The organism is Roseovarius sp. BRH_c41, from assembly GCF_000961715.1.
GTDB lineage: Bacteria > Pseudomonadota > Alphaproteobacteria > Rhodobacterales > Rhodobacteraceae > Roseovarius.
The window spans coordinates 53,315-66,757 of record NZ_LADY01000039.1; the positions used below are offsets into that span (position 1 = coordinate 53,315).

Here is a 13,443-nt window from a genome sequence, read left to right on the forward strand (position 1 = left end):
GATTATTGCACCCGATATTGCCTGACCCGTTGAAGGCGAACGCAGAATACGCTCAATCCCGTCGCGGCACCTCTTTGATGACATCCGTAACCGACCCGTCGCGATACTCCGACACCGCCACGATCCGCCCGTCTGCCGGATGGATCGCCGCGCGGGTCGCCACCGCCGCCGCGTCGCGCTGCAAGTCAGCGATGTTGCGCAGGGGCAACCCCGCGTGGCCCAACCGTTCCACCAGATCACCGCGCCGCGGGTTCACAGCGATCCCGGCCTCGGTCACCAGAACGTCGACGGTTTCTCCGGGCGTGGTCACCGTGCCGACGCGGTCAACGACCTTGGCAAAGCCTGCCGCCGTCAGCCGTGTGGTGATGATGGTCAGTTTGGCGCCCGCAGCGGTATCAGCGTGCCCGCCCGAGCCACCATTGATCATCCCATCTGAACGGGTGGTGACATTGACATTGAAATCCAAGTCGATCTCAGTCGCGCCCAGTACGACGGTATCCAGCAGATCAACCACCGCGCCGCGTGGGCCGGGGCAGGCATAGACCGACGCCGACATCCCCAGATGGCGCGGATTGCTGGCATAGGATTGCACGGCGGCAAGATCGAAGCACTGCACATCGAGCAGCGCTTCGAACAACTCAGCCTCGAGCACCTTGACGTGGAATCCGGTGATACCGCCTGCTGCGAAACTGCCCTTTATCCCGGCTTTGGTCATGTAGCGCGCGAGTTCATCCGCTGTGGCGATGGAGATACCACCGGCACCGTTTTGCAACGAAAAGCCGGGGATCAGTAGCCTGCTCGCCTCAATGACGGCGGCCGTGCGCCGCGCGATTTCCAGCCCGATAGGTTCGGTGGTGGGGCGCGTGATGCCCGACAGGATACCTGCTGCATCGCCGATGCTTTTCACCGGGACCACCCAATCGATGGATTGCTGATCGATCTCGATCTGCGGGACCGGGAAGGGCACCAACGTATCGGTCACGGCGACCACGAGGCGGGCCTTGACGATATCAGCCTTGGGATAGCCTAGGGCGCCACAGGCCCGCGGTCCGATTGAACCAGAGATATTGCCAAGCGGATCGGCGGCGGGGGCCGCGACAAACGCCACATCAATAGGCAATTCGCCCGCCGCAATGGCCCGGGCGCGTCCGCCATGGGTCCGCAGGATCGCCGGTCTTGGCAGAGCCCCAACCGAGATCGCTTCGGCGACCGGGCCTGAAATGAAGCCCGCAGAAACCCCGGTGACAGTGCCGCGTTCGATATGGCCCACCAACGGTTCATGCACCGGAAAGATCGACGAGGCCGCAACGTGGAGATCCTTGAGCCCCCGCCGCTCGGCCACCGCCAGCACCATATTCAGCACCGCATCGCCGTTGCGCAAGTGATGGTGAAAGGACAGCGTCGCGCCGTCACGCAGGTCGCATGCATCAAAAGCGGCCTCCAGATCGGCCAACAGCTTGCTGCCCACCCGCTCTGACATACTGGCGCGATAGAGGCGGATCGTGCCATAACCCTCAAGCACGGCGGGGAAGTTTTCTCGGTTCATGGGCTCGCTCACACTCTTCAGGCCCTTTCTGCGCGGCCAGCCCCAAAGGCGCTGCCAGGGCGTTGCGACAGACGCTCGCCGTTGAATTTGATCGGGTTCGACAAGAGGCGCATATCAGGACGCATCTCGTGGGGGACGTCCGAGATCATGCCAACCTCTTCAATAAACGGATTTTCCAATGCATCGCGCACACTGAGAACCGGTGCGACGGGTAGCAGGCCGCGGAATGTTTCAAGCCAATGTTCCGCCGGGGCTTTGGCGAACTCGGCGTCCAGAACCTCGGTCAGCGCATCGCGGTTCGTTGAGCGCGTGTGCTGATTGACAAAGCGCGGGTCCGACTTCAGGTCATTGCGGCCCAATTTATCCACCATCAACTCCCAGAACCGCTCGGTCATGCACATCACATAGATCCAGCCATCCTGCGCCGTGAACGTCTGCACCGGCGAGACCGACATATGCGATCCGCGCGCCACGCGGCTGCTTTCCAATCCCTCGTTGAGATACCAGGTCCCGGCATAGCCCAGCTGATGCAGCGCCACGTCGAACAGACTGACATCGACATCGCATCCCTCTCCGGTCTGCCCGGCCTTCCGCAGCGCCGCCAGGAGCCCCAGAACTCCAACCGTTCCGGTCATGAAGTCGATGATAGACACGCCAAAGCGAGTGGGGTCTGCGGACGGGTCGCCGGTCAGGTGCATCAGCCCCGCTTCGGCCTGCATCAGAAAATCATATCCCGGCCAGTTGGCACGGGAATTATTCCGCCCATAGGCCGAGATATGCAGGCAGACGATGTCCTTCTTGGCAGCTTTCAGAGTCGCATAGTCGATGCCAAGTTTTCCTGGCTGATCGCCACGCAAGTTGTTCATCACCGCATCGGCCGAGCGCGCGATCGCCAGAAAGGCTTCGCGCCCTTCTTCACTCTTCAGATCGAGCGCGATGCTGTTCTTGTTGGTGTTCCAGCCCTGAAACACCAGGCTGTCGTTGTCACCCAGAAAGTACGGGCCCATTTTGCGTGCTGGATCGCCACCCGAGGCGGTGTTTTCCACCTTGAACACAGTCGCGCCCATATCGGCCAGATACATCGAACCATAGGGGCCGGCTGCAAAGTGCTCGACAGTTACGATCTTCAGGCCTTCCAAAGGTTTCATGCCAGCTCTCCCTTTCATCTTCCTGCTGTGCATGAACGGCATTCAGGCGCACGGCCGCAGGCTGCTGTCCCCTGACGTTCGCCAAGGGATTCCTATCTTCGTGGATGGGATTCGTTGTCTTGCAGACAAGATAGATCAGAGGTGGTTGTTCAATCTATCTTATTAAACTGAAAGATTAATCAGTTATTGTGACGTGAATCCGAGGGACGTCGGGCTGGCAAATCTGGCATCCTCTGGCTCGTTTACCGTTGATTATACAAGCCACGGACTACTCACATTCAGCCGATCAGGGCCAGATGTGCCGGGTTTCGGTAACGATAACGCCATACAGGGATTTGGCGAAGTTGGGTGCGTCCGCGAGTAGCTCCTGACCCTCCTTGCTCGCAAATGCGGCATCATGGTCTTCGACGGAGTCAAACCACAGTTCAGAAAAACCGTCCCAACCAGCTTCCGGGAAAGAGTCGCGATCAATCAGATTGGTGGTATAGCGGCGGAGTCCGGGAAGCTTCTTGCAAAGTTCCGCGTGCGTTCCAAGCCAGTGCTCATGAAATTGCTCCAGAGTCAGATCATCGCGCTTGATCAGATAGCCGATACGCTTCGCATACGACATTGCGTCCTCCTTACTTGATTAGAGTTCTGTTCAGGAGCGCATCGTGAGCGTCGCAGACTCCGTATCTTGAAGCGTAGACGAACCGAGCTTATTCATTCAATCTTGTAAAACTGACCTATTTTGCAGATTATCTAAATTAACATGACGCGCTTGCCTAGCGGTGCGTTGCCACCCGTCAACTTGCCCATGGAGAACGCTGTTGTCCGTCAATCTCAAACTCTTGCACACCTTCGCTCAGGTGGCCCAGTTGCGCAGTTTCACCCGGGCCGCCGAAGAACTTGGCCGCACGCCATCGGCGATCAGCATGCAGATTGCCGAGCTTGAAGATCAGATCGGCCTAAAATTGCTGGAGCGCACAACGCGCAGTGTAACCCCGACGCCGGATGGGGCACTCCTGCTTGAACGGGTCCAGAACTCGATTCGGAGCCTCGAGGACGGAATCTCCGAGGCGCGCGATGCAGCCGAACGCAGAATGGGGCGCGTCGTTTTCGGATGCGCTCCTACATTGGCTGCAGGGACTCTCGCACCCGTATTGACACAGTTTCGGTCCCGTTTTCCGAAAGTGGCACTTCAGGTTCGAGAGGTCACATCGAACGATCTGCTGAACGCCGTTCGGCAACGGGAAATCGATTTTGGCATAACCCCCTTTGTGCAAGCCAAATCGGACCTGGTGTTCAAGCGCCTGCTGCGCGAACCACTCGTGGCTCTGGCCTCTCATGATCATTTCGAGGACCTTCCGGAAACGCTTTCCCGTGATTTACTGTCTCGTTTGCCACTGCTCGTTATGCAAGGAATGCCGGTCATTGTGCTGCAAGATGAGCGGGAGACGCCTGCGATGCTGACGGAATATCTCGAACGGTCCGGACGATCGCTGAACATTGCTTGCAGTGTGCGCCAAGCGGCTACTTTGGTGGACTTGGCGACATCCGGGTTGGGGATAGGCCTAGTTCCGAAGTTGGCGGTTCCGGCTCAGATGCCGGAGCACGTTCGGGTCTTGTCACTGTCCGAACCGGAGGTCGTTCGGGACATAGGAATTGCGACACTCAAGGGCGAGGTATTAAGCAAACCAGCGCTTGCCTTGGCTGGAATGTTCAAGTCTCAGTTGAGTGGCGGATTGTCCAATTTGTCAGTGTCCCAGATTATAAGCTAATGGGACGAACTGCCGTCTCACCAACCCGCTGCTACTGTGGCGGACCTAGGTGGAGAAAAGAGCATCTGATGGGCATCAAGGTTTTGGGCATTGATCTGGGCAAGACCTTTTGCAGTCTTGCCGGGCTGGACGCAGTAGGAGCGGTGGTGTTTCGCAAGCGCTCTCAAGCCTCTTTACTATTTTGTATCGCTCGACGGATTGCCTCCGTCGTCGTGACGCTGCCGTGGAGAACCTGGCCCATAGTGCTTCCTCCCATTCCAAGGAAAATAATGCACCATCAAAATCTGGGATCAAACATTTAAGGCACACCGGCTTTAACCTGAGATTACACCGGCTGCGCCGAGAAAATCATACCACGCCTCGGACGCTCCCGCTCGAGTGAAGAAGGACGGGCGGAACGGTTGAGATTGGCGTAGATGGCTGTCGCCAACCCGCCGAATCTGGGTCGTCACACGCTACCTCGCTGGCGTGTCATCGCACCGAACCGCTCTCGGGCGGCCTGTTCCCAAGTGAATTCTCGGCTAAAGTCCCGCGCTGCGTTTCCCAACCGAGCCCGCAAGTCAGCGTCATCGCTTATGCGGCGGATTGCATGTGCCGTGCTGTCAACGTCGGTAGGATCAACGACGAGGGCCGTCTTGCCATCCACCGCGATCCGGCCACCCCCGTTTACCGATGTGACCATGGGCAATCCATGTTCTGCAGCTTCCACTGTAACTTGTGGCCCACCTTCCGCCAACGACAAGAATAGGAAGGCGTCGGCCTTCTTGTAGGCTTCATCAATGGCATCCGAATATCCGTGCAGCTTGACTGATGGGAGGTTCAGAAAATCGGCGAAGGCGTTGGCAAAGGCCGAGTCAAGTATTCCATAGAGATGCAATGTCCCGGGCTCCCCCGCCTGCTTCCAGCCACGAAGCAAATGATGCACACCTTTTTCTAGATTTACGCGCCCAACAAACAGGAACTCCAACGGCCCATCTTGATTGCCTCTAAGCGGTTTTGGTATTGGTGGGATAGTGCATTGAGATGCATATCGAGTCAGAACAATTTTTTCCGCGTCGCACCCATAATCGACAAGGGATTGCCGTGCCAGGGCGTTAGAGCTGAACACAATATCCGCATCGTTCAGAAAAATCTCCTGAGAAGCGATTTTCTCGGGTGTCACATAGTGGGAATAGGTCAATCCCTCGCGGTCCATCTCCTCCTCGATTATCCGTTTTTCAGCCTGCGTATGAAAGTTTATAACCTCGACGGCGATACGACAGCCGCGATCCCTAAGGATTGACAACGCTTTGGGCGCAAGGGATGGCCACACATAGACCAAGGCACCTTCAGGAACTATGCGCGGAATCATCCGTTCTGTTGCACGACGCAACATTGGGCCGAAATAACTGTAAGGCAGAAAACTTCCCACATTGCTAAAAGGGATCCGGAGCGTGCAGCCTGCGGGTACATCCACACGCCGCCGTGTTCCGAAGATGTACGATTCATATCCCAACTGCCCTGCGGCTTTGCAAATGCTCAGGCAGGTATGTGCAGGTCCTTTGCCATCGAAGCCCATAGGATTGACGACATATATTGGTTTGCCGAGGTCATGCCCCTCGGGCGTGGTAACAGTCATGCGCCTACACCTTTCCTAGCCCCAATAGCCAGCGCACCCATGATAACGCGGGCTTTTCTATCAGATGCCAACACAACCAGTGCCACACGGACAGACAAGCGCAACGGAACGTAACCCTCCACACGTAGGGATGGTTCCAATCATAAATGGGAGAACCAACTCAAGACAATCCACTGCCTTTCCTGATAGGAACAATGAGAGTGACATAGGGTATCAGACAGACAGATACCTTGGAATTCTAACCTGCTTCACGCCCGATATAAACATATCAATGTAGCCACGACCAGTCATCGCCGGATCTGTAAGTGGAGTTATCGCTGAAAATTGGTGGTGGCCCTTGGTCCGACCACAACCCTTGCACCGCCCGTGGCAAGAGTTTTCGTGTTTCGATCAGGGTGACAGGCTGGTGATGTCAGCGCAAACGAAATGGTGAAAATTCGACGGCGCAAATCGCCTGCCGGAGAGCGTCGGAGTATTGCATTCAAGGACGGGATCAAGCACCTTCAAACCCCGCCTGATCACGCCGTCACCAACTTTCGGGCATGGCTCCGGCCAAGTTCACGCCGCATAATCAATCATACAAACAAGCCAGAGCCCCCAATACTCAGACCGCTCGGATGTTCCATTCTATACGAAGACCGACAGTGCATTATCAAGTGGTCCTGAGACGGCCAAGCGTTCTGAGCATCAGATAGGTGGCATGAAACAGATAGCGCAAATTTCCCGGCTGCGCCTGCCAGGCTGCCCAGCCGTGAGAGGCGGCCGTTGTATATTGCCCGAGGGCTCGGTGGCCTCCGGCGATACGATGATGATGATGTGCCAGCACACCGGGGTAGCGCCCTAGAAGATCATAATGTTTCTTCAAAATATGTTCCTGGGCGGCGAGGCGCTTCTTCGAGGAATGCGTGAGTGAGTTCTCAGACATCCGCTGCACGACGAGATCGTCGTCGATGAAAGCCACCGGCCCTAGGGACGCAACGCGTAGCATCAATTCCCAATCGACCAAGGCGGGGAGTGCTTCGTCGAAACCGCCGATCTGGTCAAGAATGTCGTGCCGCACGACCAGCATTTGGGTCGAAATATAGTTCTCGAGCGCTAGGCTGGGTAGTATGTCACCTTCTAGCGGAGACGTTTCGGGGGCCGGGCGCCGGTATTTTACCGGGGATTCAGGATGGGTGTCTTTCTTTATAAGCATTCCACAATAGGCCGCGACGAAATCACTGTCCTGTAGGTAGTCCATCTGGCGTTTCAGCTTACCGGGTAGCCAGATATCGTCGCTGTCCTGAAATGCGATCCAAGGTGCTGTCGAGGATCTTATGCCGTGGTTGCGTGCCTGGCTGGGGCCCCGGTCTCCGGAATTGTGTAGAATCCGCAATCGCGGGTCGTCAATACTTTCGAGAACGGCAATCGTGCCGTCGGTCGAATTGTCATCGACAGCGATCAGTTCAATTGGATCATAATCCTGAGTCAGGACGCTTAGGACAGCCTCATGGACTGTTGTTTCACGGTTGAAGCAGGGTATTATCACTGACACGAGTGGACTCGCAGCCGTCATTTTAATGAACTTTCTTGCTTAACCCGTATTGAACTACGGGGTGTGTTCCGGTCGAATCGTGTATAGCGAGGTCTGTTCCCGGACTCTGGAGGGGGTTCAGTTTGCATCTCGGTCTTGTTGCTGTCCGAGGTGTACATCCAAGCCCCGGCGCCGACAAAGAACATCACAAAGGTCGCCATCGTGTCCCAGACGTGCACGGTGATCAACGTGAAGCATATAGCAGCCAGAGTTATACCGTAAGCCGTTCGGCAGCGCGTCACGTCGTTGCCGGATATTTGTGCTCGACACAGCATCAGCATGTGAAAGAAGAATGAGGTAACGATCAAAATGAACCCGACAAAACCGTAGCGCATGGCTGTAACTAACCAGAAATTATCAACTGAAGATGTCAACCAATCCGGCCGGGCCCAGTCATTGAAACCAAGGCCAAATATAGGGTAGGTCCAGACAGAGGCCCAGCCGAACTGATTGGTCGCAATGCGCGTCCATCCTGTTCCGGAATTGAAAGTCATCGTTTCGATAATGATGGTGATTGGCGTTCGGTTCGAAGCTAGGTCGAGTGCAACATACAGAATGACGCTCAATATCAGGAAAAGGGTCCAACGCCCTCCCATGATACGGTTCCAGACCAGCAATCCGATTTGCATGGCGCACGCCAGCAACGGGGCGGACGAGAGCGACAGGAACGACATACCCAAAGTGAATGTAGCGGCGAACAAGGCCAGTGTTGGTCGGGCTGCAAACAGATAAAAAACATTCGCCAGCGCAGTAGAGCAAAACAGCCCGAACAGGATTGGGTGATCAAAGACGGAATAGACCCGTTCCAGTCCCATCCTGCCATAGGCGCTGTCACCTCTGTAGGGGGCGTCGAAGACGATGCGAAACAGATCAGGAAGGATCATTTTGCCGGTCGTGGCCTCAATCAAGGCAAAGGGAAGTAGGCAAGCCATGGCGATCAGGATGAACCGGATCATGGCATTGTAATCCTGTAAATTTCGCACCAAAATCCTCCCGACAAAATACCCTCCGACCATTTCGACCACGTTAATCCCGGCAAAAGGAATACGCTCAGTTCCATGCGAGACCACAAGGGCTAGCATGATCCAGAGGCCGAACAGGATGAACGTGAGATCGACAAACGTGAAACGTCCGGCTGCACCTTGTATAACTTTGATTGCGAACGGCACCGAAAAGACAAGGAGATATAACCGATTTGGCGACAGCCTCAGCCCCGCAACCTCCATAGAGATAGGCAGTAGGATCGTTATCAGGAAAATTGTCAAAAGTGGAGACGCGGCCGCCCGTGTCGCTAGTACACGACGAGGTCCTGTCTGTTCCTGCGAGCCAGCCGTGGTCACGCGAATTCTCCGCAAAAGAGGGTCAAAAAGAGAGCCGTGCGCCTTCATCGCAGGGAATGGCAATTCGTATTGCCGGTTTCCTAGCATACATGACATCAAGCGGGTTCCAAATTTTTTGGGGGCAGAATTAATTTATAGCCTTGGCTCTAGCATTTGTGGGCTTGCCTGATCCTGTCCTCCGGATGGGGAGTTGCTCAATGACGCACGGTTCAAGGAGCCACCACAGCAGAACGAGAAATGCCGACTCTTTTCATGACGCTTGCCCTTTATGTGTCAAATACTCATTTTCTGTTTTCACCGCGGGAGTGGGAAATTTTAAAGGCGGGCGCTCTTTCCAGCGATTGCCTATCACGAATCAACCAAGATTGTTCAGGAACTATTTCCCCGTTCAAGCGACTTTGTTCACGACCTGACGACAATCGCCGGTGAGGAGGTTTTGCTGGTCCGAAGCCAATTTGCCGAAAAAGGCTGAATTTCAATGTCTTCATAAAATGCGCCGCGTATTTTTCGATTCTGGCCAAATTATGTCTTGTTTTAGGCAGTCCAGGGGAGTTCACTGTTAACTGGGACGTAGATGCAAGTATGTGCCGCTCATTCGGTGTTTTCATTGGAATGGATTGTCCTGCATTGGATGTCGAATGCCTACTCGCTTATGAATGTGTGTAGAGGCAATTAGTTACGACCTTTGGTTACTTTTCAGAAACGCCTGTCAGCAGGCGCGGTTCTGAACTGAAAAGGCCAAGCGCCGCAGGTCAGTAGTTGTTTGGTGAAAAGATCTAACCGTTTTGCCCTAAGACCTCTTGGGGCCGTAATAATTCTAGGAGGTTTCCATGCCTTTGTCGGTATTGAATGGACTTGTTCTGCATCTGGAAACAGCGTCGGGATTAACCACGCAGAGTGGGACAGTTACGCGATGGGAGGATGCTTCCGCGTCCAATATCGTCCTAAATGCATCGGGAGATCCTACCCTCGTATCAGGGCTAACGCCAGCTGGCCTTCCAGCTATAGCCTTTGACGGGGAGGAAGACACGCTTAGGGCAGTTCTCGGACTGAGTGCTCTGCCCACTGGTAGTGCAGACCGGACGGTGTTCTTTGTGGTCGATTATCTGGGCACAAACGGGCGGTCATCTGGTGTGACCTATGGCACCAGCACGACCAATCAGACGTTTGGTCTGGTGGCGGGCGGTACTACGGGCAACTACGGGGTTCAGGGCTGGGGCGGTCAAAACGATTTTGACAGTGGAACGAATGGCATCTCACCGGGTTGGGCGGTGCAGTCGGTGGTGCTTAGTGACGATGTTCTGTCGCAGTATCTCGACGGGGACCTGATCGATACTGATACGCATACGTTTAACACCACGTTGACCCAACTGGTGCTGGGAGCCCATATCGGGGGGCTTGCCGAAGGCGAAATGAACATTGCTGCCGTGCTGATCTATGACCGGGCGCTGAACGCAGTGGAGCGGGCAGATGTCGAAACCTATCTGACTAACAAATACCTGACAGACGACGGCATCAACGACACACCGATCGCAGTTGGCGAGATCCTGGATGCGGGGATAGGAGTCACGACCGAGCTGGATATTCTCGGCAATGACTATGATGATGCTGTCTTGAACGGTTCGGCGATCACCATCTTAGATGGTCCCGATCATGGGACGATCGACAGCATCGATCCGGTGACCGGGCGCGTCACATACACCCATAACGGAAGCAGCGGTAGTTCGGACAGCTTCACCTACCAGTTAACTGATGCGAACGGAGCGGTGTCCGACGTGGCGACGGCCAGCTTGGATATCGGAACGCTGCCTTTGTCACTGGATGGGTTCCGTGACGAAGCCGTTGTTTCCCGTGGAGATATGACAGGGGGGTCGCCTTTTTTCCTGCCAATCTCGATGACCTTCCTGCCCGACAACCGGATGCTTTTGCTGTCCAAGGACGGGGAGATTCGGATTGTTGACCCGGAAACCGGGTCAAACAGCATCTATATGACCATCAACAATATCGATTCTGGCCAAGAGCGGGGCCTGCTGGACATCACGCTTGACCCCGATTTCGAGAATAACGGCTATTTCTATCTCTACTATACACCGAATAATCCGGAAAATGCCCGCATAGCGCGGTTCGAACATCAGGAAAATTCAGGGGGGCTTACCTCGACGGGGGCTTTGAACAGCGAATTTACCGTTTGGGAAGACACCGATGGATATTTGGCCTGTTGCCATTATGGCGGGGGTTTGGATTTTGGCCCCGATGACAAGCTTTGGCTGACCACCTCTGACAAGTTCCAGTCTACAACCCCGGGCGAAGGTGCCGCGGGCGGGAATGATATCATGCTTGATCCGGCGTCGTCCTCGGGCAAGATCATTCGGGTCAATTCGGACGGCACGGTGCCGGATGGGTCGGATGGCTGGGCGGCTAACCCTTGGGTGGATCCCAACGACGGCTTTAACGATTATGCTTGGGCCTACGGCCTGCGAAATCCCTTTCGCGCGCGGTGGGATGCGGAATATGGCCATTTCTACATCGGTGAGGTCGGTGGCAATCAGCAGCTGATCGCTCATGACGATATTCATACCAGCTCGCTGAATCAGGCTGGTGCGTTTTATGGCTGGCCCTTCTACGAAGGCACGCCCAACACCTATGTGAATGGTGGGGCGAGCCCGGAAGATCCAAACGACTATCCACTGCCGGATAACGACCTTGCTGATGCGGCCGCCGGTGATTTTTATTCTGCGCCGATCTTCTCAATCGACCATCAGGGGCAGTCGACCTCGATTACAGGCGGTGAAGTCTATCGCGGCGACATGTTTCCGGAGGAGTGGGACGGAGTTTACTTCTACGGCGATTACACCAATGATTTCATCAAGTACTTGGTCTTGGATGATACCGGCACGCAGGTTCTAGGGAACTTTGATTTTAAACCATCAGCTCAGCTTCCGGGCACCACGAATGAGATTGTCTCGCTGACTGTAGGAGAAGACGGCGCACTGTATTATGTGATGATAGCTTCTGGTGAGGTGCGCCGAATTACTTTTGACAGCAACGCTGCGCCGGAGATTGTCGCGACCAGCCTCACACCGCTCACAGGTGACCTGCCGCTGGTAGTCACCTTTACGGCATCTATCACTGACGCCGAAGGTGATGCGATGACCTATAGGCTGAACTTTGGGGATGGGACAATCGTCAATGACGTGGTTGCCGTCGATGGTATAATTTCGGTCCAGCACACCTATACGATTGATGGCCGCTATAACGTATCGCTGTCGGTATCGGACCCAGGCCATACCGTGCTTTCGTCGGCTTTCCAGATCGAAGCAGGGGATGTCAACTTCGCTCCTGTTATCACCGACGAACAATCGGATGTGGCCATTGGAGGTGCCGGTACAACTGAGATCACTTTTACAGCTACCGCAAATGACCCCGATAATGATGCGATGAACTACGTCTGGCACTTCGGGGACGGCAATAGCGCCACTGGGGTGGTTGGGCCGACCGGAGAAGTCACGGCCAGCCATACTTATGCCACCGAAGGCTCGTTTGAAGCCTTTCTCGAGGTGACGGACGGGACTGATACCACCTTTTCGTCAAATATAGAGATACAGGTTGGAATTTCAGATCAGGTTCCTGTAACGGGCGGTTTGGTGCTGCTGTTGCAGTCGGATATCAAGATTGGCTTAGCAGCGGGCAATACGGTTTCGGCTTGGCTGGACGGCTCGGGTAGCGGCAACAACCTGTTTGCTCAGGGTGATCCGCAGCTTGTGGCCAATGCAACGCCAACGGGTCAGGCCGCGCTTGCTTTTGATGGCGCAGACGACCTTCTGGAGCGGGTCAATTCTACCGACACGATTTTCAACCTCCCCACCGGCAACGCGGACCGGACGATATTCTTTGTGGTTGATTATCTGGATCACGAAGGGGTTTCCGCAGGTGTTGCCTATGGTGACGGGGTGCGGAATGAAACCTTTGGTCTGGTTTCGAGTTGGAACAACGAAACCCTTTCGGTGCAGGGTTATGGTGGATCGAACGACTTCGATTCGGGCATTGAGGCGGCGAGCCCTGGCTGGCTTGTGCAGTCGGTGGTGCTGGATGATGGTGCGTTCAACCACTATCTGAACGGTGGGCTGATCGATAGTGGCAGTCATACGTTCAACACCGACCTGCAACGTCTTGTGCTGGGTGAGGAGATCCGGGGCTTGGGTGAAAGCCAACTCGAAATCGCTGCCGTACTGATCTATGATCGAGCGCTGAACGAGAGTGAACGAGTGCAGGTTGAAGACTTCCTGCAGAAAAAATATATCGCCGATCCTAACAATATTGCGCCGGTTGCTGCCGATGATGCGGTGACCTTTGTCGAAGACACGGCTATTGTCGGGAATGTTTTGGCCGACAACGGCAACGGAGTGGACAATGATGCCAATGGCGACACTTTGAGCGTGTCGCTGCTCAGCGATGTCA

The 13,443-nt window shown here is 55.2% G+C and carries 9 protein-coding genes; 3 read left to right on the forward strand and 6 right to left on the reverse strand.

What is annotated here, in order from left to right:
• Positions 1-52: 52 nt before the first annotated feature.
• The 3 genes from citF to VR71_RS12475 form a co-directional block, all read right to left on the reverse strand.
• Positions 53-1,546: a citrate lyase subunit alpha gene (gene citF / locus VR71_RS12465; RefSeq protein WP_045684402.1), complete on the reverse strand. Its 1,494-nt coding sequence runs from the start codon at positions 1,544-1,546 to the stop codon at positions 53-55.
• Between the two features lie 17 nt (positions 1,547-1,563).
• A complete protein-coding gene (locus VR71_RS12470; RefSeq protein WP_045684405.1) occupies positions 1,564-2,694 on the reverse strand; it encodes a CoA transferase in 1,131 nt (376 codons plus the stop codon).
• A 286-nt stretch (positions 2,695-2,980) separates the two neighbouring features.
• Positions 2,981-3,304, reverse strand: coding sequence for an EthD family reductase (locus VR71_RS12475; RefSeq protein ID WP_045684408.1), 324 nt, complete (start codon positions 3,302-3,304; stop codon positions 2,981-2,983).
• Between the two features lie 199 nt (positions 3,305-3,503).
• Here VR71_RS12475 and VR71_RS12480 point away from each other — a divergent pair, with 199 nt between their 5' ends.
• Complete coding sequence (locus tag VR71_RS12480) at positions 3,504-4,454, forward strand: LysR family transcriptional regulator (protein WP_045684410.1); 951 nt, start codon at positions 3,504-3,506, stop codon at positions 4,452-4,454.
• 68 nt (positions 4,455-4,522) lie between these two features.
• Positions 4,523-4,756, forward strand: coding sequence for a hypothetical protein (locus tag VR71_RS25030; RefSeq protein ID WP_296430376.1), 234 nt, complete (start codon positions 4,523-4,525; stop codon positions 4,754-4,756).
• Between the two features lie 146 nt (positions 4,757-4,902).
• Here the strand turns inward: VR71_RS25030 and VR71_RS12485 are convergent, their stop codons facing one another.
• From VR71_RS12485 to VR71_RS12495, 3 genes are all read right to left on the reverse strand, one after another.
• The gene (locus VR71_RS12485; protein ID WP_083781503.1) at positions 4,903-6,072 is read right to left on the reverse strand and encodes a glycosyltransferase family 4 protein; all 1,170 of its coding nucleotides are present in this window, start codon (positions 6,070-6,072) and stop codon (positions 4,903-4,905) included.
• 652 nt (positions 6,073-6,724) lie between these two features.
• Positions 6,725-7,627: a glycosyltransferase gene (locus tag VR71_RS12490; protein ID WP_296430367.1), complete on the reverse strand. Its 903-nt coding sequence runs from the start codon at positions 7,625-7,627 to the stop codon at positions 6,725-6,727.
• Positions 7,624-8,985: an O-antigen ligase gene (locus tag VR71_RS12495; protein ID WP_157046526.1), complete on the reverse strand. Its 1,362-nt coding sequence runs from the start codon at positions 8,983-8,985 to the stop codon at positions 7,624-7,626. The genes VR71_RS12490 and VR71_RS12495 overlap by 4 nt, the downstream gene beginning before the upstream one ends.
• Positions 8,986-10,079: 1,094 nt before the next feature.
• On the opposite strand from VR71_RS12495, the gene VR71_RS12500 reads away from it, so the two are divergent.
• Positions 10,080-13,443, forward strand: a 3,364-nt coding sequence (locus tag VR71_RS12500) for a PQQ-dependent sugar dehydrogenase (RefSeq protein WP_296430369.1), incomplete at its 3' end; no start/stop codon positions are given.